Source organism: Alishewanella sp. HH-ZS (genome assembly GCF_001704375.1).
GTDB classification, from domain to species: Bacteria; Pseudomonadota; Gammaproteobacteria; order Enterobacterales; family Alteromonadaceae; genus Alishewanella; species Alishewanella aestuarii.
The window spans coordinates 17,013-41,080 of sequence record NZ_LZEJ01000009.1 but is presented as its reverse complement, the minus strand read 5'-3'; the positions used below and the strand labels follow the sequence as shown (position 1 = coordinate 41,080).

Genomic DNA, 24,068 nt, shown 5'->3' with positions numbered 1-24,068 from the left:
TCACTTTGTCTTGCTTAGCGCGGTCAGCGCCTGCGCCTGTGTCAGGATCCCCTCGCTATCCAGCCCCAGCTCCTGATAGATTTCCTGCTGGCTGCCATGTTTAATAAACTCGTCCGGCAGTCCCAGGTTCATCACTTTGCCCTGGTAGTGGTGCTGCATAAGGTATTCATTCACTGCTGAACCGGCCCCGCCCATCAGCGCATTGTCTTCTACCGTCAGGATCTGACCATGGCTGCGCATCAGCTGTTGTAATAACTGTTCATCCAAAGGCTTAACAAAACGCATATCCACCAGGGTTGCGTTAAGGGTGTCGGCTGCTAACTGACAGGCCGCCAATAACGGGCCAAACGCCAGGATCGCCAGCTGTTCTCCCTGACGCACCAGCCGGGCTTTACCTATTGGTAGTAATTCCATCTTTTCTTCTGCAGCAACACCAGTACCGCTACCTCTTGGATAGCGCACCGCTGCAACTCCGGGGTGTTGATAGCCGGTATACAACATCTGCCGGCATTCGTTTTCATCCGATGGCACCATAATGGTGATATTCGGGATACAGCGCATAAAACTGATATCGAAGGCACCCTGATGCGTAGGGCCATCCGCGCCAACAATGCCGGCTCGGTCAATGGCGAATAACACATCCAGTTGCTGCAGGGCAACGTCGTGAATTAACTGATCATAGCCACGTTGTAAGAAACTGGAGTAAATGGCGACTACTGGCTTAAGACCCTCAATCGCCATCCCTGCGGCAAGGGTAACAGCATGTTGTTCGGCAATGGCAACATCGAAATAGCGTTTTGGAAAACGCTTGGAGTAGGCCACCAGATCCGACCCTTCGCGCATCGCCGGGGTTATTGCCTGTAACCGTTCGTCCTGCTCCGCCATATCACAAATCCACTGGCCGAAAATATTCGAAAAGCTCGGTAAACCGGCTTTCTTGGTGGGTTGACTGCTGGCACTGGGATCAAACTTGGCAACGGCGTGATAGCCGATAGGATCGGCCTCAGCAGGGGCATAGCCTTTACCTTTTTTGGTGACTATATGCAGCAGTTGCGGCCCTTTAAGCTGACGCATATTGCGAATGGTATCGACCAGCGACAACACATCATGACCGTCTATCGGGCCAATATAGTTAAAACCCAACTCTTCAAAGAAGGTACCTGGTGTCACCATGCCTTTAAAGTGTTCTTCGGCTTTACTGGCCAGCTCATGCAACGGCGGCATACCACGCAGGATCTTTTTACCACCTTCACGCAGGCTGGTGTAAAAGCTGCCGGACAGGATGCGGGCAAAATACTGATTCAGGGCGCCAACGTTCTCGGAAATCGACATTTCGTTGTCGTTCAGAATGACCAGCATGTCGGGTTTGACTTCACCGGCATGATTTAGTGCTTCAAATGCCATGCCGGCGGTAATGGCGCCATCACCAATTACCGCCACAACTTTACGCTGGCTTTTGGCTTGCTGTGCGGCGATAGCCATGCCCAGTGCCGCACTGATCGAGGTGCTGGAGTGGCCGACGGATAACACGTCATACTCGCTTTCTTCGCGATACGGAAACGGATGCAGGCCATCTTTTTGCCGGATGGTATGCATCCGCTCACGACGACCAGTCAGAATTTTGTGCGGATAGGCCTGATGGCCGACATCCCAGATCACCCGATCAAAGGGAGTATTGTAGACATAATGCAGAGCGACGGTCAGCTCGACGGTGCCCAGCCCCGAGGCGAAGTGACCACTGCTCTGGCTGACCGTTTTCAATAAAAACTGGCGCAACTCCTGACTCAGTTGCGGTAATTGCTCCTGCGGCAGCAACCTGAGTTGCTCGGGCAGGTTAGCCTTGTCCAGTAGCGGATAATCCGTCATATCAATATGCATAGCTTAGTTACCAAATGCCTTGGTTAAAACGTTCTGGCGATTATATAGTGGGCAAAGGCCCGCAGTTCAGTTGTCTCGAATGGTAAGCTGTCGAGAGCCCGCAGCGCCTGTCGATAAAGTTCATCCGCTTTAGCTCTGGCGCCATCCAATCCCAGGAGCGCCGGATAGGTTGCCTTGTTAGCACGTAAATCTGAGCCCTGCGGTTTGCCGAGTGTCAGGGTGTCGCCCTCAATATCCAGAATATCGTCCTGAACCTGAAATGCCAGGCCCAGAGCGCCGGCGAAAGTGGTCAGGTGTTGTAGGATCTGCTCATCCTGCAGCGGACTGCAATAATAGGCTAACTTTACACTACACTCAATTAAGGCGCCGGTCTTCAGCCGGTGCATTTGCTCCAGTCTGGCCAGACTGATCTGCTGATTGGTTTGGGCTAAATCAATGGCTTGACCGCCACACATGCCGGCGGCACCCGCTGCGCTTGCCAGTGCCTGTACCATCTGCAATTGTCGCGCTGCAGCAAGGCGCTGATAAGGGTGCGAACTTAGCACCTCGAACGCCAGTGCCTGTAACGCGTCACCGGCCAGGATAGCTGTGGCTTCGTCAAAGGCTTTATGGCAGGTTGGCTTACCGCGGCGTAAATCGTCATTATCCATCGCTGGCAGGTCGTCATGGATCAGCGAATAGGTATGCAGCATTTCGATGGCCATCGCCGGGCCATCCAGGTCCGCCAGACTGGCACCGAGTAACTGGCCACACTGATAAACCAGATAAGGTCGCACCCGCTTACCGCCAAGCAACAGGCTGTACGCCATCGCCGGGTAGAGTTCGGGGCTGGACGACTTTCTGGCGTCCAGCAAAAGGGTAAGTTGCTGCTCCAGACGTTGCTGGAGCAGCGGCAGGCTGGCTGGGGTCAAATTAGTCTCCTGTCTCCGGACTAAAGGCCGCCAGACTCTCTTGCTGCTGTTGTTGCAGTAAAATCTGGACTTTTTGTTCGGCACCTTGCAGTTGCAGTTGACTGTGTTTAACCAGCGCTATACCACGTTCAAATTGGCTCAGCGCCTGCTCTAACGATAGTTCGCCCTGCTCCAGTTGCTGGACAATAAGCTCCAGTTCCTGCATCGACTGTTCAAACGGCATGGTGTCTGCGTTTTTTTTATTCATCCGACTCCCCAAAAACTGTGCGCAACCTTATCCTAGCAGGCTATTATGGTCAATGCTGCACGACTTGGAAACGACTAAATTGGTATTTTGCGTTGAATTATTGCTTAATGTTCAGCAACTGAAGTCGATAACAGAGTGTTGGCTAAGGTAAAATTAAGCTATACGTATAAAAGTTAGTCAGCACAATTTCTGTCGGTTAAGGAGTGAGATGTGGATTTAGCGACGCTGATCGGAATGTTAGGCGCTATCGGCTTTGTGGTGATGGCGATGATTATCGGTAGTGCCGGTGATCCTGGGATGTTTGGCGATCTGGTCTCGGTGTTAATTGTGGTTGGCGGCTCAGTTTTTGTTGTGCTGTCAAAATTTACCCTGACACAGTTTCTCGGTGCCGGTAAGGCTGCGGTAAAAGCCTTTATGTTTAAGATTGAAGCCCCGGAAGAGCTGATTGAAAAAGCGGTGCAGTTGGGTGACTCAGCGCGCAAAGGCGGTTTCCTGGCGCTGGAGGAGGCGGAGATCCCAAATGCCTTTATGCAAAAAGGCATCAATATGCTGGTTGATGGCCATGATGCCGATGTGGTGCGGGCGACCTTGCAAAAAGATATTGCGCTGACCGAGAAACGTCATGAAAACGCTATTGGCGTATTTAAGAGCCTCGGTGATGTGGCGCCAGCGATGGGGATGATTGGTACTCTAATCGGTTTGGTGGCGATGTTATCCAACATGGATGACCCGAAAGCGATAGGTCCGGCGATGGCGGTGGCCCTGTTAACTACGCTCTACGGTGCCTTTATTGCCAACGTTATTGCCATTCCACTGGCCGATAAGCTGGCCATTCGCAATCAGCAGGAAAAACTTAACAATATGCTGATCCTGGATGCGGTCCTGGGGATCCAGGACGGTCAGAACCCGAAAGTGATAGAGGGGATCCTGCGCAATTATCTGGCCCAGGGGAAACGTGAGGTCGCCGGAGAAGCCGCATGAGTGATAGCGAGCAAGAGTGTAAATGCCCACCACCTGGTTTACCTCAGTATATGGGCACCTTTGCCGATCTGATGGCATTGTTAATGTGCTTCTTTGTGTTATTGCTGGCCTTCTCCGAAATGGATGTGTTGAAATTTAAGCAAATTGCCGGCTCGATGAAGTTTGCCTTTGGTGTGCAAAATAAAATTGAAGTGGATGATATTCCAAAGGGCACCAGTGTTATTGCGATGGAGTTCCGGCCTGGCCGGCCCGATCCGACGCCGATTGAAACCATCCAGCAGCAAACGATGGAAATGACACAACAGGTGATTGAGTTTCAGGCGGGCGAAGAAGATTCGGCCGGTGGGCGTCAGGAGCAGCGAGAAGATCAGACTGGTGGCCAGTCTGCATTAAATGCTGAAGAAACGGAAACCGCAGAAGCGATGGCCGAGGCTGCGCAGGAACAGATTAACGAAACGGTTAAGAAAATGGCGCAGGAGCTGGAACAGCAAATTGTTGATGGTGCCATTGAGCTGGAATCGCTGGGGCAGCAAATTATTATCCGTATTCGGGAAAATGGCTCTTTCCCGTCAGGCTCTTCCTTTTTACAACCAAGATTTAAACCTATTTTGCAGCAAATTGGCCGGATGTTGGTGGATATTCCGGGAGAGATTACCGTCAGTGGTCACACTGATGATTTTCAGGTCGCCGATGAGCTGCATCTGAATAATTGGGATCTATCGGCAAAACGCGCGGTATCAGTTGCCAGTGAGCTGCTGCGGGCGCCAGGTTTTGACCGTAATCGCTTAAGCGTGGTGGGACATGCCGATACCAGGCCTCTGGTACCTAATAATAGCGAGTTAAACCGGCGCCGTAACCGGCGGGTAGAAATTGCCATTATGCAGGGTAAAGCCAAGGAGTCGGAGCCCGTCAGCTTGCAACCAATCAATCCGCCTTAGGCTAAAGTCCTGGTAAGAGGCTAGGCCAGCCTGGTGCCTTGTTCGCACTTTGCTGGCTTTTTCGCTATAATGCGCGCCATTTTTTGCTACTGACAAGCCATCATGCTGGAATTTATTATCAAGCTGCACCCGGAAATCTCGATCAAAAGTAAATCAGTGCGTAAACGGCAGACCATGCTGTTGGAGCGCAACCTGAGAACCATCCTGAAACAACTGGATGAACAGGTAGAAGTGCTGAATAACTTTGACCACCTTACCGTACGCAGTCAGTATGACACGCCATCACTGCGCAGTCAGATGATTGAACGTTTGAGCTGTATTCCCGGTATCGTCAGTTTTTCTCAGATGCAAACCCGGCAGTTTAATGACCTGCACGATATTTTTCTGCAGGTGGCCGCGGTTTACGAAGCTCAGTTGCCGGGCAAGACGTTTTGTGTCCGGGTCAGACGGCAGGGGAGCCACAGTTTTAGTTCGCTGGAAGCCGAGCGTTATATCGGTGGCGGGCTGAACCAGCGGGTCAGCAGTGCCAGGGTGCAACTGAAAAAGCCTGAGTTGACGATTAAGCTGGAAATTAAGCAGCAGCAGTTTTTACTGGTCAGTGAAAGCTTTGCCGGTATGGGCGGCTTCCCGCTACCGTCGCAATCTGATGTTCTTTCCCTGATTTCAGGCGGCTATGATTCAGCGGTGGCCAGTTATCTGATGATCCGTAAGGGGTTACGCACGCACTATCTGTTCTTCAATTTAGGTGGCGCAGCGCATGAAACCGGTGTGCGGGAAATGGCATTTTATCTGTGGCAAAAATACAGTTTGTCGCATCGGGTGAAATTTGTCAGTGTTGATTTTGCGCCGGTGGTAACCGAAATTCTGGAGAAAGTGGAATCCGGCCTGATGGGCGTGGTGTTAAAACGGATGATGATGCGTGCCGCCAGTCAGGTAGCAGCAGATCTGGACATCAAAGCGCTGGTGACCGGTGAAAGTATCGGTCAGGTTGCCAGCCAGACCATTGCCAATCTGGCGGTAATTGACCGGGTCACCGATACACTGATCCTGCGGCCACTGATTTATCAGGATAAACAGGAAATCATCGATCTGGCAAAACAGATTGGTGCTGAGGAACTGGCCCGCACTATGCCGGAATACTGTGGCGTGATTTCAAAGAGCCCGACCGTCAATGCCGTGCTGTCAGAGGTGGAGGCGACGGAAGCGGCCTTTGACAGTGCTATCTTGCAGCAGGTGGTAAGGGAAGCCAAAATTCTGGATATTCGCACCATAGAGTATCAGGCCGAGCAACAGGCCCGTACCGTGGCAGTAGAAGATGTATTGCCTGCGGATGCGGTGGTGCTGGATATCCGAGCACCGGATGAAACTGAGGCCAAACCCTTGCAATTGCATAGCCATCAGGTACAACAGATCCCGTTTTTCCGGCTGGCTTCCCAATTCCCGCAACTGGACCAGAGCAAACAGTATTACTGTTATTGCGAACGCGGCGTAATGAGCCGGCTACAGGCCTTACTGCTGCAGGAAATGGGTTATCAAAATGTGGCGGTGTACCGGCCCTGATAGCTCAGGCGGTATGACGAAGCGCCTGCCATAAGGCCAGGTTCTCTGGTACCGACAAACCGTGACTGGCTGCACGTGACACAATATAGCCGGTGATGGCAGCGATTTCCGTTTGACGTCCGGCGCTGACATCTTGCTGCATCGAGGAATAGTTGTGCGCAGTATTGGCGATCACCTGTTGTACTAACGCCAGCGTTGGCTCCGGCAACAGGCTGATACCTTCCGCGCCGGCTACCAGACAGACCTCACGCACAATAGCCGCCAGTAAGGGTTGATAGTCTGCTGCGGCCAAAGCGCCATTGCGGCACTGATGAAGTGCGGTCAGCGGATTGATCGCCGCATTGACGGCCAGTTTGCGCCATAAAGCCGGCCGGATATCGTCAGTCAAGGTCACCGGTCCCAGCGCCGTATCCAGCATCGCCATCACGCTTGCTGTGGCTTGCTGCGCCTTAGCGTTTAAAGGCGCCAGCACGCTTTGCCCCAAACCACTATGTTGCACACCATCAGCGCTGCGCAAAGCCGCATGGCTGGTTGACAGAAACCACAATCCCTGACCCGGAGCCGGCTGCTGTTGCAGCCACGCCAGATCCGGCATGCCGTTGTGGCTGACAATCAGCTGGGCATCGGCGGCAAGTACTGACGCCAGTTGCTGCAAGCAGCTTTGCACGGCATAGGCTTTTACTGGCACTAACAACAGCGTTAACGGTGCTTCGGCCGCGGGGAAATGCAGTGACCGGGGCGCTCCTTCTGCTGGTACAAAAATGCAATCAAGGTTTGCCGCTTGCCGCAGCCATAGACTGACCTGCCAGCCGGCCAGTTGCAACCGACTGGCAGCAAGCAGGCCGATGGCGCCACGGCCAACTATCTGGCAGCGCGGCTGCGCGGGCGGCAAAAGTGCCATAGCTTACGTCCGAGGTAAAATGCCAGGATGCCAGCGATATCTGCCAGCCAATCCCAGATATCGCCGTGGCGACGGGTGAAGTGCTCCTGCACGACTTCAATCAGCGCGCCATACAGTGCCAGCAAAAGAAACAATTTCCAGAATACCAGGCGAAAGCCTTTGAAAAACAGCCAACTTAGTACAACAAAAATCAGAAAGTGCGCCAGTTTATCCAGGTTAGCAATACCGGCACCGACGCGGTGACCACTGATTTCAGCCAGAAAACCTACAGTAGAAACAATTAACACCAGCACGCATAACAGACGATAAAAGGATTGGGGCACGTTACAACCTCCGCGAAAGTCGCTCGGATTGTAACAGTTTTCTGGTTATAATCGCCAGTAAACCGCATACAGGAGAATAAGATGCCGTCCTTTGATATTGTCTCAGAAGTCGATCAGCAGGAAGTGTTGAATGCTGTTGATAATGCCAATCGGGAATTACAAACCCGCTTTGACTTTCGCGGTGTCACCGCAGAATTTGCGTTAAAAGACAAAGTGGTGACCCTGACCGCTGATGCCGAGTTTCAGCTGCAGCAAATGGTGGAGATTTTTCTGACTAAGGCTGTGAAACGCGGTATTGATATCCGTTCATTCAAAGAGGGTAGTGTCACCTTCTCAGGTAAAACCTGTAGTAAGACCTTGAATCTGTTACAAGGTATTGAAACCGAGATGGCGAAAAAACTGGTTAAGCTGATTAAAGACAGCAAAGCCAAGGTACAGGCTTCGATCCAGGGCGAGCAGGTACGGGTGACCGGCAAAAAGCGCGACGACCTGCAGGAAGTCATTGCACTGGTGCGTGGCGCCGAGCTGGAGCAAGCGTTTCAGTTCACCAACTTTCGCGATTAAGGTTCAGCCATCCAGAAGTCTGTTGACATTCTGAGAGAAGGGCGTAAACTGCGACGGCTTTTATCTTCGGATAGAAGCCGTTTTTATTTTCAGGTGCCCCGGCAGATGCTGCCGAGGGTTAAACGGGAATCTGGTGTAACACCAGAGCTGCCCCCGCAACGGTAAGTGACTGTACCTGTTTCTGATGCCACTGTCGCAAGATGGGAAGGTGAAGCAGGTGGTGGCCCACAGCTGCCAGGTAACAAGCCCGGAGACCGGCCTGACAATCCGACCAACCTGATGCAATGTGCGGTGGGCACATTGGGAGATGCTATGTTGCAATTTCGTCTGGCAGCACCGCTGCTACTTACGCTTTGTTCAGCCACAACTATGGCTGAGTCTGTTGAACGCATTAATATTCACGCCAGCCGCACTGCCTTAGCAGAAGCCGATGTATTGGCCAGTATCTCGGTGCTGGAGCGTGAAGATATTCTGGCCCGGCAAGCTGCCGACTTACCGGCCCTATTAGCACAGTTGCCGGGCATTAACCTGTCGCGGGATGGTGGCCGTGGCCAAAGTACTGGTCTTTATCTGCGCGGCGGTAATACCGGTTACACCCTGGTGTTGATTGACGGCGTGCGCGCTGGCTCGGCCACCACCGGTGCCAAAGCCCTGAGTATGGTGCCGCTGGAATTAATTGAGCGGATTGAGGTGATCCGTGGACCCCGCGCGGCCTGGTATGGCGCCGATGCACTCGCTGGGGTGATCGTCATTAGTACCCGCCAGGGGCAGGGCGCTGAGCTGCAACTGAATGCCGGCAGTTACGGACAGGCCGCTGCCGATCTGGCGCTGGGCCAGCAATTTGGGGCGCTGCAGTTAAACAGCGCTTTCGGCTACAGCCGGGCCGACGGTTTTGACGTGCGGGATGGTCTGGATCCGGACCGGGATGGCTATCAACAGCGTTTTGCCAAATTTGCTGCTGCCCTGACCACGGTAGCGGGGGACTTTAATGCCCAGTTTGATATTAACTCCGGCACCTATCAGTATGATACCGCCTGGGGGAGTGAAGATCAGGGCGATGTATTGCATCGCAGCTATATTTTGGGTTGGCAGTATGCTGCCGACCAGCTGCAACAGCAGGCTCAGCTTAGCCGTAGCCTGGATGATGAGACCAGCTTTGGTCCAGACTCCCGCAGCCCCTTTGTCACCGAGCGCGAGGAGTTTAACTATCAGGCCAACCTGGCATTGAGCGAGGCGCTGAATTGGTTAGCGGGTGTTAACTGGTATAGCGAAGATGTACAGCGCTCGGGTGTCGGTTATCTGGAAAGCCGGCGCATCAATCAGGCGCTATTCAGTGGTGTGCATCTGAAGCAGGATAGCTGGTTACTGGAGGGCTCGGCCAGGCGCGATCTGACCGACCAATATGGCGCCAATAATACCTGGCAACTGGCGGCTGGTTATCGTTTTGCCGAACATTGGTTAGTACGGACCAGCCGTGGTGCGGCCTTTAAAGCGCCGACCTTTAATGATTTATACTATCCGGGCAGCGGCAATGCAGAGCTTGCGCCAGAGCGCAGTGTGGCGGATGAGATTGCGCTTAGCTATCAGGTTGCCAATGGTAGTTTTGAACTGGCCTGGTTCGAAACCCAGGTGCAGGATCTGATCCAGTTTGATATGACCAGTTTCCGGCCGGAAAATATCAGCCGGGCGCGTTTGTCCGGTGTCGAGTTCGCCGTGACCGCAGAGCTGGGCAGTTTGACCCAACAGCTGGCCTATACCTTGTTGAATACCAAAAATCAGTTAAGTGGTCAGCGTTTGGTGCGCCGGCCCAAACATACGTTACACTGGCGATTAGAGCAGCAATGGCAGGCGCTGAGCGCCTTTGTGACAGCGGATTATCAGAGTGATACCTATCAGGGCGATTTTGCCAGCCGCAGCGAGCTGGGCGGCTTTACGCTGTGGGGGCTGGGCCTGGCCTATCAGCTGCAACCTGCGCTGACGCTACGGGCCAAAGTGGATAACCTGCTGGATAAACAGTATCAAACCAGCGACGGTTACAATACCGCCGGTGTGAATCTGAATCTTAGCCTGCAATACCGCTTATTCTAAGCGATATGGTGCGCCAGAGGCCGTCGTTATGACGGCCTTTGTTTTAGCTGAGCTAAAAACTGCTGGCGAAACTTCTGCAGCTTCGGGGTGATGATCCAGTGGCAATAGCCTTGTTGCAGATTCTGGCGGTAATAGCCCTGATGATAGGCCTCTGCCGGATAAAAGGTACTGGCCGGACTGAGCTCGGTGACGATAGCGGCATCGAACAGACCGGCCTGATTGAGCTCGCTAATAAAGGCCTCCGCCTGTTGCTGTTGGCTGCCGCTGTGATAAAAAATGACTGAGCGGTATTGGCTGCCAATATCATTGCCCTGGCGGTTTAGCTGGGTCGGGTCATGCAGGGCAAAAAATACCTGACAGAGCTCGGCAAAGCTGATGCGCTCCCGGTCATAGCTAACCTGCACCACTTCGGCATGACCTGTCTGGCCACTGCAGACACTCTGATAATCCGGCGCTGCGGTATGGCCGCCCATATAACCACTGAGCGCGCTGTGCACGCCCTCAAGTTCATTCAGTGCTGCCTCCAGACACCAAAAGCAGCCGGCACCAAAGGTTGCCACTTCGTTTGCCATTTTTGATACTCCCTGCGCTGTGATTTGATCATCTACCTTAAGTTTAACGTAAGTAGCACATTATTAGTTTAGATGGGATCAGTAAAAGATGACGATCGCTGTAGTCGGTGCCGGTATCGCCGGCCTGGCTTGTGCTAACCGGCTGCAACAACTGGGCAAGCCGGTTCAGCTATTTGATAAAGCCCGCGGGCCGGGTGGGCGTATGACCAGTAAACGCAGCGCTGAGGGTTATCTGGATTTAGGTGCGCAGTATTTTACCGCCCGGCATCCGTCTTTTATGGCACAGGTTCAACAATGGCAACAGCAAGGCGTGGTTGCCCCCTGGTTGGCAGCCATGTCGCAGTTTGTGGCGGGTAAACTGCTGCCATCTCCGGACGCTCAGCTGCGTTTTGTCGGTGTGCCGGCGATGCATAGCCCACTGCGACAGCTGGCGCAGGGGCTGGATATCCGCTATCAATGTCAACTGCAACGGATCTGGCAGCAAGATCATTATTGGTGGCTGCAGGATACAACAGGTCAGGACTATGGCCCTTTTAGCCAGGTGGTACTGACAGTACCACCTCAGCAAGCCGCAGCACTATTGCCAGCTGAGTTCAGCACACTGTTACCGCAACAGATACTGACCCCCTGTTGGGCGGTTGATTTGCAATTGACAAGGCCAAGCGGTAGCAATGTTGGCGGGATCTTTGTCAAAGACCCGCAACTGCCGTTGTCGTGGCTTTGCCGGCAAAATAGTAAACCCGGGCGGGCAGGCCCGGAGCATTGGCTATTGCATTTTACGGCCGCCTTTAGTCAGCAGCATCTGGAGCAGCCGGCCAGCTTCTGGCAGGAGCTGGCTGCCGAATTGCTGACTAAGGTTTTGGCACAGCCGGTCGAGGTTGCGGCTGCTATCTGCCATCGCTGGCGCTTTGCTCAGATTGCGGAGGTTGCACAGCCAGTACCGCCGGTTAGTCTTGCAGCTGGCCTTTGGCTGGCTGGTGACTGGTTGCGCGGCGGAAGGGTAGAAAATGCCTGGTTAAGTGGTACTGAGGTGGCGGAGCAGATACAAAATGACTGAACACTGGTTAATTATTGGCGCCAGCGGCGGTATTGCGCAGGGCCTGCTACAGAATTTATTGGCTGCCGGGCATCAGGTTTCGGCGATCAGCCGCCAGCCGTTAGCTGAGCCGATATCCGGTGTGAGCTGGTACCAACTACAGAGTGCAGAGCAGGGCGCAGCTGACGCGGTTTTGGCCAGGATTTTTCAGCTGCCCGTTACCGCCGTTGTGATATGCCAGGGCTGGTTGCATGGCGATGGGCATTTGCCGGAGAAAAGTCTGCAGCAAGTAAGCCGAGAGGCGCTGCAGCAGAGTATGGAGATTAATCTGTTTAGCCCGGTTTTCTATTTGCAGGCACTACAGCCCTGGCTACAGAAACAACCGGGGATCCGGGTAGCGGTACTCAGTGCTAAGGTCGGGAGTATCAGTGATAATCAGCTCGGTGGTTGGTACAGTTACCGGATGGCCAAGGCGGCGCTGAATATGCTGGTACGCTGCGTCAGTATTGAGCTTGGCCGTGTGAATAAAACTGCAGCGCTGTTTAGCCTGCATCCGGGCACCACCGACAGCGCTTTGTCAGCACCTTTTCAGCAGCGGCTGCCGGCAGGGCAGTTGCAAAGCGCAGCGGCAACGGCGGAACGTTTGCTAAGCGTGATCCGGCAAAGCCAGCTGACGGACTCCGGTTTGCTGCTGAATTGGGACGGGCAGCCGATCCCTTTTTAATGCTCTGATGCGGCACAATAAAAAACGGGAGCACCAGGCTCCCGTTTTTTATTGTTAATCTTAATCCACCTCCTATAGAGGTGGATTGTTACTTACGCCAGTTAGGACTTCGCAGGCGAGTTATCGCTATCGATAGCGCCCGGCACCACCTCATCAGCCGCATGTTCGTCCGGCGCAGCCGCTTCCAGACGTTCCAGCTCACGACTTAATGCTTTCGGTGAGCCAGTGTTACGGGCAATCGCAATATAGGTCACAGGCACTACGTAGAGCGTCAGCAGGGTCGCAAAGGCGACACCGCTTAAAATTACCATACCAATCACCATCCGGCTTTCTGAGCCCGGGCCTGTTGCCAGTACTAACGGCAAGCTACTCATCACGGTTGTAAAGGCAGTCATCACGATAGGGCGCAGCCGCTGCGCCGCAGCGCGCTTTACCGCCTCTTCAAAGGCGATCCCGGCATCACGCAGCTGGTTGGCGAACTCCACAATCAGGATGCCGTTCTTCGCCACTAAGCCTATCAGCATCACGAGTCCGATTTGACTGTAGATATTCAGTGTCATACCAGAGAAATACAGACCTGACAGGGCACCAACCAGACCAAGTGGCACGGTGATCATAATGACCAGCGGATGGATAAAGCTTTCAAACTGAGCCGCCAGTACCAGATAGGTGATAATCAATGCCAGTACAAATACCAGTGTTGTCGATTTACCACTTTCCTGGAACAGTAACGACTCGCCTTTGTAATCAATACCGACCGGCTCATCAATTTCGGTTCGGACAATCGTCTCCAGATACTCCAGTGCTTCCCCCAGACTGTAGCCGGGCGCCAGACCACCAGTGATAGTAATGGCACGCATCCGGTTATAGCGGTTCAGGCTTGAAGCCGTAGCTTCTTCACGCAAGGTCACCAGGTTATCCAGCGGAATTAACTCCCGGCTGCTGTCTGAGCGAATATAGACATTGCTGATTTTACCAGGGGCGCGGAAGTCATCATCCAGGCCCTCGATAATCACATCATATTCCCGGCCACGATCCAGGAAGGTGGTCACCCGACGGCCACCCAGCATCGCTTCCAGCGCCCGGCCAATGGCGCCGACCGAGACACCTAAATCACCGGCACGGTCGGTATCGATTTCTACCAATACCTGCGGTACCGTTTCTTTGTAATCGTGATCCAGCATCAATAAATTCGGATTCTCTGCTGCTCGGCGTAAAATAATATCGCGCCACTGTGCCAGTTCCTCATAGGTATTGCCCTGAATCACGAACTGCACCGGCCGGTTACCGCCGCCACCGCCGCCTAATCCACCACGCATAAAGGTGAAGGCCCTAACATCTGGCAGTTCGTTAATTTTTTGGCCAATTTCAGTCACTAGCTCCTGAGTCGGTCGTTTACCGTTATACCAATTCTCGGTACCCACTATGGCAATACCACCGCTGTTGCCCCAGCCTGGTACCCGGATCAGCATTCGCGTCAACTGACCGTCCTGGTAATAAGGGGTCAGGATATCTTCAATTAACCGCATATTGCGGCTATTGCTCTGATAGCTGGCGCCTTCAGCCGGACTCATCATCACAAAGAAGGTACCACGATCCTCTTGTGGTGCCAGTTCGCTTGGTAGCATTCGTACCAATTGATAGCTGGCCAGAAAACACAGCGCTACGACGATGAGTACCGGCCAACGGGTGTTGCAGACCACGGCTAACTGGCTCTTATAAGCGGCTTCCAGCTTAGCAAAAGCAGCGTGCAGCCAGGTACCCAGCTTGCTCTCGCGTTTGCGGTGACTCAGGATTTTTGAGCACAGCATAGGTGATAACGTCAGCGCCACCACACTGGAAAACGCCACCGCTGCTGCCACCGCCAGCGCAAATTCAGTGAATAGCTTACCCAACTGGCCCTGCATAAAGACCAGTGGCACAAAGACGGAAATCAGTACCAAGGTAGTGGCAACCACCGCAAAACCCACTTCACGGGCACCGCGATAGGCTGCCAACAATGGTGCTTCGCCCTGTTCAATCCGGCGGTAGATATTCTCCAATACCACGATAGAGTCATCTACCACCAGACCAATCGCCAGTACCATTGCCAGCAAGGTCAACAGGTTAATAGAAAAATCCAGAGCGAAGAGTACTGTTACCGCAGAGACCAGTGCCACCGGTACGGTAATAGCCGGAATAAAGGTGGCTCTGATATTGCCGAGGAACAGGAAAATCACCAGAATAACCATGCACATGGCGATACCGAGGGTGTTATAAACTTCTTTAATCGACTGGGCAATAAAGACTGAAGAGTCATAGCCTGGCTCAATGGTCATGCCCGGCGGCAGATTAGCCTTGATGCGTTCCATTTCCGCCCGGGCGTTGCGTACCACTTCCAGCGTATTGGCTTTTGACTGTTTGATAATACCGATACCGAGGATATTCTTACCGTCACTGCGGAATTCACCTTCCTCATCTTCTGCCGTTAACATGACATCGGCAATCTCTGCCAGTCTTACCAGATAGTTATTAGCTCCGCGTTTAACGACGATGCGTTCAAAGTCCTGCTGGGTGCGGAAAGAGCGCACCACCCGAACCGTAAAATCGCGATCGATCGATTTAATATTACCGGCTGGCAGTTCAACGTTTTCGGCGCGAAGTACCGCCTCAACATCTTGTACTGTGACACCACGGGCAGCCATCGCATCGCGGTCTAACCAAATCCGCATCGCATAATCGCGGGCACCACCAAACTGCAGGCGAGCCACGCCATCGACTACCGAAAACCGCTCTGCAATATAGCGGTTGGCATAATCAGTCAGTTCCAGCGTGGTCATATTGTCGCTGTTAAGCAAAAACCAGGCGATGGTATCTTCGTCAGCATTGGCTTTAAAGACTTCTGGTGGGTCCGCTTGATCTGGCAGGTTATTCAGTGCGCGTGAAACCCGCTCGCGTACATCGTTAGCGGCTGCGTCGATGTCCCGCTCTACGTTAAACTCAATGGTAATGCTGGAGCGGCCATTGCGGCTGCTGGAGTTAATGCTTTTAATGCCTTCAACACCGCTGATCCGGTCTTCCAGCATTTGCGTTATTTTGCTCTCAACGATTTCGGCGGAGGCGCCCGGATAATTGGTATTGATACTAACAACAGGCGTATCGATATCCGGATATTCCCGCAGCGGCAGCATAGTGAAGCAAACAATGCCGAAAATCACCAGTAACAGGTTGATTACAGTAGCAAAAACCGGGCGTTTGACTGAGGTATCAGATAACCACATAGTTAGCCCTCAATTTTGCTGATAGTGACGCCGGTGCGGACCTTTTGCACCCCTTCGACAATAATTTCATCGCCCTCAGCTAAGCCTGATTCCACTTCTACCCAGCCAGGGATCCGCTGGCCAATTTGCACTTCCCGTTGTTGCACACGGTTTTCGGCATCGACAACAAACACATATTGCCGGTTCTGTTGCGGCACCAAAGCTTTTTCAGAGATTTGCAGCACCTGCCGGTTATCCAGTTGCAAACGGACATTGAGCAGCATACCTGGTCTTAACATCAGGTTATCGTTCGCAATCCGGCCATGAATAGTCACTGAGCGGGTCACCGGATCTAATCGGGTATCAATGGCGGTCACTTCACCTTCAAAAGGTAATTTGCCGTAAGCAACGTTAGTTACAGTAAGCGGCATACCGACGGCCACATCGGCCAGATGCCGCTCAGCGATCCGAAATTCTACCCGTAACTGTTGAATATCATCCAGCGTAGTGATCACGGTGCCAGCATTAACGAAGGCGCCGCGGCTAATTTGACGCAAGCCGAGAAAACCACTGAATGGGGCGCGGATAGTCATGTCATTGAGCTGTTGTCTGGCAATATCCAGTTGTGCCAGGGTGCTGTTAACCCGGGTCTGTTGCTCATCCAGCAAGGATTGGGCGGTAGCCTGGGTGGTAGCCAGATTTTTTAAACGGTCAAGTTGCCGGCGCTGCTCGGTTAGTACAGCTTCCAGTTCGGCGACCCTGGCTTTTTGCTGCACGTTATTTAAACGTGCTATCACATCGCCGGCATTCACTTTCTGGCCTTCGCTAACATTGAGTTCGATTAAGAATTCGCTGCTTGGTGCAATTAGCTGTACCGAGTTATTGGCGATACCGGTACCTATGGCACTGACTTCCCGCATCATTTGCTGAGTGCTAACGGTGGCAGTTTTAACGGCAACAGCACCGCCAGGCCCACGGCTATTGCCATTGCTTTGTTGAGATTGCCAGTACAAAAAGCCAACAAAACACAATAAGGCCAATAAAATGAACCATATCAAGCGAGAGTGTAAAGGCGCCAAGGGAACTCCAATTTAATCAAAAAATAAACTCAGGGTATTGTATGGAAAGAATCGCCGTTCAGATTTCCTGTTATCGCACTCATCCTGCGGTCTGTCGTATCAGTCTAGCTGGTTCATGACGGTTAACCCAGAAGCGGTGAAATAACGTAAGATAATACAACAAGATTATGACAACGCGAGGTCGCAGTATGAAACAGGGGTTTGCTGGTTCTGCCAGTAGTGGCGGTGCCAGATTATTATTGAGTAGTTTGGCTGTATTACTGTTACTGCTGTTGTACACCCTGTTGTTCGCCAGCCAGTTTAGCTGGTGGTTGGGTATTGCTTATATGGCGTCTTTATTGGCAGCATTTCTGGGTTGGGCAAAATTGGCTGAGCCCAAATATAGTTTGGAACTTGATGAGTATGGCATCCGCTACTGTCACCGGGCAGGCAGTTGCCGTCTGGATTTTAGTGCCTTTGCTTATTGTGCGGTGCCGGAGCTGGATGGTAAGCCACTGGCTTTTATCGGCTTTAAGATCACAGATTTCGATGCGTTACTGCAGCAATTGCCGTTGCGGTTAGCGGTCAGAATGATGACAGAGCAGCGACCGCTGTATCTGGAAGCGATCCGGCAAAGCTGTGCCAGCGGCCAGTGTGCCACTGAGTTGTTAAAAGAAAAGGACTTTTTCAACAGTGGTAAACAGCGCTATGACGGTGTTCGAGCCGCCTTTGCGCAGCGTATGCAACGTCTGGCAGAGGCCTGTGGCTTTGAGTTTATGGTGCCGGTTAATGTACCGGCAGAGGTAGCCCAGCAATGGTGTCAGGCGATAAACAAGCAGCGGTTGGCCAGCTTACAAACAGGGAACTAGACAGTGCTAAACTGCTGTATCATAATAACCTTAATCTAAACAACCGGCAGAGTAGTAATGAATAATTATGAAAAAGCTTTTCTGGTCAGTGGCCGGAATACCATCATTCATAAAAATAAAAAGCTGGACCTGGTGATTATTAACGATGATCAGGACCCGCCAATTTTGGTATCTCGACACGGCGTAAAAGTTTTTGAGGACGCAGTGCCATCTAGTCGCAGCGAAGCGAAAGAGCGCTACCTGGAGTTGGTGGACGTATCGAGTGTCGATGTGTTCGGTGAGACTAAGACGTTGTTGTTTATTCAGGCGCTTAACAACAAAGAATATAAAATCGAGTATACTAAAAAAGGTACGGATATGTTTATCCGGGTTCACCAGGATAACTATATTTAGCTACCCTTGGTGAGGTAGATAGCCAGAATAACGCGCTGACCAGCAGACAGCGCTTGCTTTTATGTAAAAAATTTGGTTCAGTAACGGCATCTTGTCTCAGGTAATGCTTTTTTCTTATAACGGATAGTGAAATCCGGCCAACACAGGGTGATAGCAGGAAGTAACTGACAAAAGCAATACCTGATAACTCCCTGAAGTAATGGGAATATTTATGGAATTTACTGAGCACGACCTCAATATAATAATCAAAGTGCCGGTTTCTGCTGCACCTCTGACTGCTGACGCCTTAAAACAAGCCATCATTGATGCCGGTTTCGGTCGCTGTTTTCTAAACCAGAATAATCTGGCTAATCTCGTCGCAGAATATCAGGAATATCAACAAAAAGTTAAAGCCATGACTTTGGCCGAAAACGCCAGGGTATTGACCTATCCGATTGCTGAGAAACGACCTGCTCAGCTGGCATTTGAGATCGCCGAAGATAAGATGGCCGCCTATGCGATTATTACTGCAGCCTGGGGCGGCGCACCCATCTCCGCTAACGAGCTGGTGAAGGGCGCACAGCAGGCAGGTATCGTCTTTGGTTTTCAAAAAGAAAATATAATCCGTTTGGTGCAACAAGCCAGCCGGGCAGAACCCGGTAGTCGCCTGAAAGTAGAAGTTGCGACCGGCCGGGCCGTGGTCAATGGTATGAACTCGCGTTTTGAACCATTGATTCCGGATATGGTGCGGCGTCGTAATCAACCCTTGGTTGAGTCAGAGGCGAAAGCCGACCTACGTGACTTTGGCGCTATTCCGGCGGTTGCTGCGGGCCAGCCACTCATGCGCCGCTTTCCACCTACTTCAGGTGAGCCCGGAATCAACGTTATTGGGGAAGCGTTGCCGGCAGAACCCGGCGTATTGATAGACTGGCAATTAGGACCGGGGGTCGGCTTGAGTGCCGAAGATCCGGACCTGTTGCTGGCAACTCAAGACGGTTTACCCCGAGCCATCGATAATGGCGCGACTGTTGATGAAGTCTTTACCGTTAAGAATGTCGATTTGACCACTGGTCATATAATTTTCAAAGGGTCAGTGGTTGTCACCGGTAATGTGATTTCTGGTATGAAAGTGGTCGCGGGCGGTAATGTCATTATTCAAGGTGTTATGGAAGGCGACTTAGTCGAAGCGGGTGGTGATATTAATATTGTCGGCTCGATTATCGGTCATCAACTTAATCCGCAAAGCGAGACCCCTGAATACAGCACAGTGATTAGAGCGCAGGGCGATATTAACTGCAATATTGCGCAGTATTCCGCCTTTATCTGTGGTGGCCAACTGATGGCGACTAAGTATCTGATGCATTGTTCGGTAGAGGCCGAAACCGTGTTAGCAGGCACTGCGGAGAAAGTCACCGGAAAAATTATTGGTGGTCACTATCTGCTTGGTAAAACCTTAACTTGCGGGCAACTGGGTTCTCCTTCCAGCGGTGTCGTGGTGATTAAAGTCAACCGTCATCTGACGCCATTATTGCAGCAACAAGAGTTAATGCGTAGTCAATTGAGCCAGGCCAGAGCGGTTTTGGATGAGCTTAAGCAGCGTATTGATAAGCAACGTAAATTACTGGCTGGCCAGACCGACGAGTTAATTCAGAAGCTGGAGCAGGAGTTTGCTGAGCAAAAAGAGCTGGCTAAAGCGCTGATTGAAGAGGTGCGTGCTCAGGAAGAGCAACGACTCTTGCTGTTGCCTGAGTTAAAGGTAAAAGCGACTCAGCAGCTGTTCTCGGCAGTTGAAGTGCAATTTGGTAAAGAAATTATCCGCAGTCGCCGTGAGTACGGGCCTTCAGTGATCGAGATTCAGGATGGTCATCCGGCGATCAATCCACTGTAGTGCGACCAGGGGTAGCGTCTATGCGGTATTGAGTAATGCGCTCTGCGGGCTTTTTCTCTAAGCTAGTCTCAGGTTTGGTTGGTAGGTGTCTGGTTGTGCGAGTTCTCTGTTTTTTATTACTGCTAGTCAGTTCACCGCTGCTTGCCGACTGTAATATGGCCTTCCGCTATGGTGTGCTGATCTCTCCGGATCAGATCCGCATTATGCAAAATAACCGCACCTTCGTTCAAATCAATGAAGATAAACAACTTTTTATCAAAGGCGAATGGTTTGAGCTGGAAGATGATTCGCAACAGTTACTGCAGCTCTACGCCCAGGGCTTACGCCGTTTTGTGCCGGAAATTGTTAGCCTGGCGGTGGATGGCGTTGAAGTTGGCTTATCCAGTATCGAGGCGATGTTGGCTGGTGTGGGTAATAAGTCGCAGCAAGCCGAGTGGCGTGCCCTGATCCGCGAAACCACCTTTCAATTTTTATCGCGCTTTGTGCGCACCGGTGATCATTTTTATCTGGCACCACAAAGCTTAAACGAGCTGGATAATTTCCTAAACGGTGAACTTAAACCGCAATTAACCATGCTAGCCCGCCATACTGTTGGTGCTGTCTGGGGCGCTTTGCGTGATGCACTGCGCCAGTCAGACAGCAACTTTGAAAAGGCCGACAGTCAGGATTGGCAAGCAGTAAATCAACTGATGGATAAAATCACCCTGGGTATGGATCAGAAAATGGTTGAGCTGGAAGCGAAATCAGCGCTGTTTTGTCAGCGAATGCGTGAGCTGGATGACATCGAAACCAAGCTGCAGCAGCAACTGCCTGAGCTGGCTGAATTTGATGTAGTGGTCGAAAAGGCGCCCTAGCTCGTGTTGAGTTTCTAGCTTAGACCACGCCATATTCATCGGTCAGCGATAACGGCATCGCATTGTCTACTTCGTCACTGATCGCATCCAGCGTCTTCTCGGCCTCCTCCAGTGAACTGACCTCCGCAATATGAAACAGCGCTTCGCCTTCATTCACCAGCGGCAGATTAGTGCGGCCGATAATCACCCCGGATAGCGTCGCCGTAACGGCAACCTCAAAGTCGGAATAAGGCGAATAGATATGCGCCAGCAGATCGCCCTGCTGTACGGTTTGCCCCAAGCTGACATAATAACGGGCGATGCCATCATGCTCGGCCCGCACCCAGCTGCTCTTCTTCGAAAACAGCGAGCGGGTTTTACCGAGTCGCTTGCCGCGACTTAGCATACCCAGTTGCTGCATCACATTGACGATACCGCGTACGCCAATCTTAATGGACTGCTCATCAAAGCGCAGCGCTTCGCCAGCTTCATACAGTAAAATCGGGATCCCTAAATTGTTGGCTGTGCCGCGCATGGTGCCATCGCGGCTGGCTGCCTTGATAATAATCGGCGCGTTAAAGCTTTCCGCCATACTCAGTGCCACCTTATCCTTAGCACTGGCTCTTACCTGTGGCAGGTTGCTGCGATGAATGGCTCCAGTATGTAAGTCTATGGCATGAGTACATTTACTGAGGATTTGTTCGGTAAACTGAAACGCCATCCGGCTGCCCAGGGAGCCTTTCTCACTGCCAGGAAAACTGCGATTCAGATCCCGTCGGTCCGGTAAATAACGCGATTGTTGTACAAAGCCATATGTATTAACAATCGGCACAACTACCAGAGTACCGCGCAGCCGGTTCAGGCGGGGGACCTTCAGTAAGCGGCGGCAAATTTCGACACCGTTAATTTCGTCACCATGTAGCGCGGCTGTAACCAGTAATACAGGGCCATCCTGACGGCCATGCACCACATGAGCGCCGATATTCAATTCGGTATGGGTATAGAGCTTACCAAAAGGGATGTCTACTACCGCCCGGCTGCCGGCCGGGATCTGACTTTCACCGAGGAAAAACGGGGCGCGTAGTTCGGACATTAGCCGGTTCCTTTTGTTCTGGCCGGTTTGCGGCTTTTTTGGCTGAGCACCCGCTTCTCCAGATGCTGGATAATGGCAGCGGCAACGTCTTTGTTGGTCGCCGCTTCAATACCTTCCAGGCCGGGTGAACTGTTGACTTCCATCACTACAGGGCCGTGATTTGAGCGTAATAAATCGACTCCGGCAACATCCAGCCCCATGGTTTTCGCGGCAGCCAAGGCGGTACGCCGCTCCTCTGGGGTCAGACTGACTTTGGTTGCGGTACCGCCACGATGCAGATTGGAGCGGAATTCGCCGGCTTTCGCCTGCCGCTTCATCGCTGCAACCACCTTATCGCCAACCACAAAGCAGCGGATATCAGCGCCATTGGCTTCTTTAATATACTCCTGCACCAGAATATGTGCATTAAGCCCCATAAAGGCATCAATCACACTCTCGGCCGCGGTACGGGTCTCGGCCAGCACCACACCGATGCCCTGAGTTCCCTCCAGTAATTTAATCACTAAGGGTGCACCGCCAACCATCTCAATCAGATCCGGAATATCTCCGGGCTTATCGGCAAAACCGGTGATTGGCAAGCCAATACCCTGGCGCGCTAACAGCTGCATTGAGCGCAGCTTATCGCGGGCGCGGCCAATGGCGACAGATTCATTTAGCGCGTACACGCCCATCATTTCAAACTGCCGCAGTACCGCAGTGCCGTAAAAGGTAATAGAGGCGCCAATACGGGGGATCACCGCATCAAAGCCTTCTAACACTTCCCCTTTGTAGTGAATCGAAGAGCTAATGCGGTTAATATTCATATAACACATCAGGGGATCGATAACCCGTACTTCGTGCCCGGCTGACGTTGCCGCTTCAACCAGACGTTTAGTGGAGTAGAGTTCAGCATTGCGCGATAAAATCGCTATTTTCATATGGGCTCCGACGCGGCCGGTAATAATGGCCAATAGCGGCATTATTATGCGGCCGTGGGAGCGCCGCAAGAGATCATAAGATTATATTCGTTATTACCACCATTTCAGATGTTTAAACCAGATCAGACTGCCAAGGCCCACCGCCAGCATAAAACCCAGGGTAAGATAATACCCCCATTCCAGCTCCAGTTCCGGCATATTGCTAAAGTTCATGCCATAGATCCCGGCGACAAAGGTTAGCGGGATAAAGATACTACTCACCATAGTCAGTACCTTCATCCGCTCGTTGATTTGATGTGAGGTGGTCGACAGATAGCCCTGAACCAGATCGCTAAGCTGGTCATAATACATCTCGGTCATCGAATGCAGCCGTTCAAACTTTTCATAAAAGTCGCGCAAATCGGCCAGCGCAAAACGCCGCAGCAGACTATGCTGCTCCTCGAACAGGGCATCAGCAAAGAGATCTTTTTGATAGGCCAGGTTGCGACTGACTTTACGCAATACGGAGCGATAACGCATCATCATCGTCATCAGCTCGTCATTACCTTTGTGTAACATCCGATCTTCCAGCTCACCCAATTCATCCTCAAACACCAGTAGTTTTTCCAGATAACTGGCTGCGACGATCAGCGTAAGTTGCTTCACCCAGTCGCTGATCTGGTTAGCACTGGGCTTTGCTAATTGTGGTTGCTGTTGGCTACACAGTGGTTGCTGGCGGCAATGCAGCTTGGTGATCAGAATGTCATGACAGAATAGCAGGTTAAGCTGAGCACTTTCGGTCAGTTCACTGAAGTCAGCGTCAGCATAAGCCCTTAAAATCAGTAAGTTAAAATCACCCACTGCTTCAAATTTTGGTGGGTGCCGGGATTTGCTAAAATCTTCGGCCATGGTAGCGGCGATGCCCAGGTCCTGCAGCAGTTGTTGCTCTTCTGCTGCGCTGGCCTGTTGTAAATCAAGCCACAGCGGCGGCGTATGCCGCGCATTCACTGGCAGGCGGCTGACCTGCTGTTGTTGCCAGCCTCCCAGCTCGGGATCATAATAATTGACGCTGATCATCCGTTATCCTCCATGGCGAG

Annotated in this window: 22 protein-coding genes and 1 riboswitch; of the genes, 11 read left to right on the top strand and 11 right to left on the bottom strand. The window is 52.1% G+C overall.

Annotation, left to right across the window (positions count from 1 at the left end):
* The 3 genes from dxs to xseB are packed head-to-tail and all read right to left on the bottom strand — an operon-like array spanning position 1 to position 3,036.
* Positions 1-1,878, bottom strand: a complete 1,878-nt coding sequence (gene dxs, locus A9165_RS05035) for a 1-deoxy-D-xylulose-5-phosphate synthase (RefSeq protein WP_065955133.1) — start codon at positions 1,876-1,878, stop codon at positions 1-3.
* Positions 1,879-1,901: 23 nt separating this feature from the next.
* Positions 1,902-2,789: a (2E,6E)-farnesyl diphosphate synthase gene (ispA, locus tag A9165_RS05030; RefSeq protein WP_065955132.1), complete on the bottom strand. Its 888-nt coding sequence runs from the start codon at positions 2,787-2,789 to the stop codon at positions 1,902-1,904.
* 1 nt (position 2,790) lies between these two features.
* Positions 2,791-3,036 (bottom strand): exodeoxyribonuclease VII small subunit, encoded by a 246-nt coding sequence (gene xseB / locus A9165_RS05025; RefSeq protein ID WP_008607575.1) that lies wholly within the window; start codon positions 3,034-3,036, stop codon positions 2,791-2,793.
* 210 nt (positions 3,037-3,246) lie between these two features.
* Here xseB and pomA point away from each other — a divergent pair, with 210 nt between their 5' ends.
* From pomA to thiI, 3 genes are all read left to right on the top strand, one after another.
* Positions 3,247-4,017, top strand: a complete 771-nt coding sequence (gene pomA / locus A9165_RS05020; protein WP_008607576.1) for a flagellar motor protein PomA — start codon at positions 3,247-3,249, stop codon at positions 4,015-4,017.
* Positions 4,014-4,955 (top strand): flagellar motor protein MotB, encoded by a 942-nt coding sequence (locus A9165_RS05015; protein WP_065955131.1) that lies wholly within the window; start codon positions 4,014-4,016, stop codon positions 4,953-4,955. The genes pomA and A9165_RS05015 overlap by 4 nt, the downstream gene beginning before the upstream one ends.
* 102 nt (positions 4,956-5,057) lie before the next feature.
* Positions 5,058-6,515 carry a tRNA uracil 4-sulfurtransferase ThiI gene (gene thiI, locus A9165_RS05010; protein ID WP_065955130.1) on the top strand — a complete coding sequence of 486 codons (1,458 nt, stop codon included), beginning with the start codon at positions 5,058-5,060 and terminating at the stop codon, positions 6,513-6,515.
* A gap of 4 nt (positions 6,516-6,519) precedes the next feature.
* On the opposite strand, the gene A9165_RS05005 is transcribed toward thiI, so the two are convergent.
* Both A9165_RS05005 and A9165_RS05000 read right to left on the bottom strand, forming a co-directional pair.
* Positions 6,520-7,416, bottom strand: coding sequence for a ketopantoate reductase family protein (locus tag A9165_RS05005; RefSeq protein ID WP_065955129.1), 897 nt, complete (start codon positions 7,414-7,416; stop codon positions 6,520-6,522).
* Positions 7,377-7,739, bottom strand: a complete 363-nt coding sequence (locus A9165_RS05000) for a VanZ family protein (protein WP_065955128.1) — start codon at positions 7,737-7,739, stop codon at positions 7,377-7,379. The genes A9165_RS05005 and A9165_RS05000 overlap by 40 nt, the downstream gene beginning before the upstream one ends.
* Before the next feature lie 81 nt (positions 7,740-7,820).
* Here A9165_RS05000 and A9165_RS04995 point away from each other — a divergent pair, with 81 nt between their 5' ends.
* Entirely contained in the window at positions 7,821-8,303 is a 483-nt protein-coding gene (locus A9165_RS04995; RefSeq protein ID WP_008607581.1) for a YajQ family cyclic di-GMP-binding protein, read from the top strand.
* Between the two features lie 74 nt (positions 8,304-8,377).
* Positions 8,378-8,581, top strand: a riboswitch (cobalamin riboswitch).
* A gap of 34 nt (positions 8,582-8,615) precedes the next feature.
* Positions 8,616-10,391 carry a TonB-dependent receptor domain-containing protein gene (locus A9165_RS04990; protein ID WP_065955127.1) on the top strand — a complete coding sequence of 592 codons (1,776 nt, stop codon included), beginning with the start codon at positions 8,616-8,618 and terminating at the stop codon, positions 10,389-10,391.
* Positions 10,392-10,417: 26 nt separating this feature from the next.
* On the opposite strand, the gene msrA is transcribed toward A9165_RS04990, so the two are convergent.
* Positions 10,418-10,963: a peptide-methionine (S)-S-oxide reductase MsrA gene (msrA, locus tag A9165_RS04985; protein ID WP_065955126.1), complete on the bottom strand. Its 546-nt coding sequence runs from the start codon at positions 10,961-10,963 to the stop codon at positions 10,418-10,420.
* An 88-nt stretch (positions 10,964-11,051) separates the two neighbouring features.
* On the opposite strand from msrA, the gene A9165_RS04980 reads away from it, so the two are divergent.
* Both A9165_RS04980 and A9165_RS04975 read left to right on the top strand, forming a co-directional pair.
* Complete coding sequence (locus A9165_RS04980; protein ID WP_065955125.1) at positions 11,052-12,020, top strand: NAD(P)/FAD-dependent oxidoreductase; 969 nt, start codon at positions 11,052-11,054, stop codon at positions 12,018-12,020.
* The gene (locus A9165_RS04975; RefSeq protein WP_065955124.1) at positions 12,013-12,723 is read left to right on the top strand and encodes an SDR family NAD(P)-dependent oxidoreductase; all 711 of its coding nucleotides are present in this window, start codon (positions 12,013-12,015) and stop codon (positions 12,721-12,723) included. Before A9165_RS04980 ends, A9165_RS04975 begins: the two co-directional genes overlap by 8 nt.
* Positions 12,724-12,824: 101 nt before the next feature.
* Here A9165_RS04975 and A9165_RS04970 read toward each other — a convergent pair whose 3' ends face one another.
* Positions 12,825-15,983 carry an efflux RND transporter permease subunit gene (locus A9165_RS04970; protein WP_065955123.1) on the bottom strand — a complete coding sequence of 1,053 codons (3,159 nt, stop codon included), beginning with the start codon at positions 15,981-15,983 and terminating at the stop codon, positions 12,825-12,827.
* 2 nt (positions 15,984-15,985) lie between these two features.
* The gene (locus A9165_RS04965) at positions 15,986-17,002 is read right to left on the bottom strand and encodes an efflux RND transporter periplasmic adaptor subunit (RefSeq protein WP_008607588.1); all 1,017 of its coding nucleotides are present in this window, start codon (positions 17,000-17,002) and stop codon (positions 15,986-15,988) included.
* 227 nt (positions 17,003-17,229) lie between these two features.
* Between A9165_RS04965 and A9165_RS04960 the strand changes: the two genes are divergently transcribed.
* The 4 genes from A9165_RS04960 to A9165_RS04945 all read left to right on the top strand — a co-directional run bounded on the left by A9165_RS04960 (position 17,230) and on the right by A9165_RS04945 (position 21,003).
* The gene (locus A9165_RS04960; RefSeq protein ID WP_065955122.1) at positions 17,230-17,889 is read left to right on the top strand and encodes a DUF2982 domain-containing protein; all 660 of its coding nucleotides are present in this window, start codon (positions 17,230-17,232) and stop codon (positions 17,887-17,889) included.
* 57 nt (positions 17,890-17,946) lie between these two features.
* On the top strand, positions 17,947-18,282 hold the full coding sequence (locus tag A9165_RS04955) for a hypothetical protein (protein WP_008607590.1): 336 nt from the start codon (positions 17,947-17,949) through the stop codon (positions 18,280-18,282).
* 211 nt (positions 18,283-18,493) lie between these two features.
* Complete coding sequence (locus A9165_RS04950; RefSeq protein ID WP_065955121.1) at positions 18,494-20,149, top strand: FapA family protein; 1,656 nt, start codon at positions 18,494-18,496, stop codon at positions 20,147-20,149.
* A 95-nt stretch (positions 20,150-20,244) separates the two neighbouring features.
* Positions 20,245-21,003: a DUF2884 family protein gene (locus A9165_RS04945; protein ID WP_238534559.1), complete on the top strand. Its 759-nt coding sequence runs from the start codon at positions 20,245-20,247 to the stop codon at positions 21,001-21,003.
* 19 nt (positions 21,004-21,022) lie between these two features.
* On the opposite strand, the gene A9165_RS04940 is transcribed toward A9165_RS04945, so the two are convergent.
* The 3 genes from A9165_RS04940 to A9165_RS04930 form a co-directional block, all read right to left on the bottom strand.
* Positions 21,023-22,075: a succinylglutamate desuccinylase/aspartoacylase family protein gene (locus A9165_RS04940; RefSeq protein ID WP_008607596.1), complete on the bottom strand. Its 1,053-nt coding sequence runs from the start codon at positions 22,073-22,075 to the stop codon at positions 21,023-21,025.
* On the bottom strand, positions 22,075-22,992 hold the full coding sequence (gene rimK / locus A9165_RS04935; RefSeq protein ID WP_008951500.1) for a 30S ribosomal protein S6--L-glutamate ligase: 918 nt from the start codon (positions 22,990-22,992) through the stop codon (positions 22,075-22,077). The genes A9165_RS04940 and rimK overlap by 1 nt, the downstream gene beginning before the upstream one ends.
* A gap of 93 nt (positions 22,993-23,085) precedes the next feature.
* On the bottom strand, positions 23,086-24,048 hold the full coding sequence (locus A9165_RS04930) for a magnesium transporter CorA family protein (protein ID WP_065955120.1): 963 nt from the start codon (positions 24,046-24,048) through the stop codon (positions 23,086-23,088).
* Between the last annotated feature and the right edge of the window lie 20 nt (positions 24,049-24,068).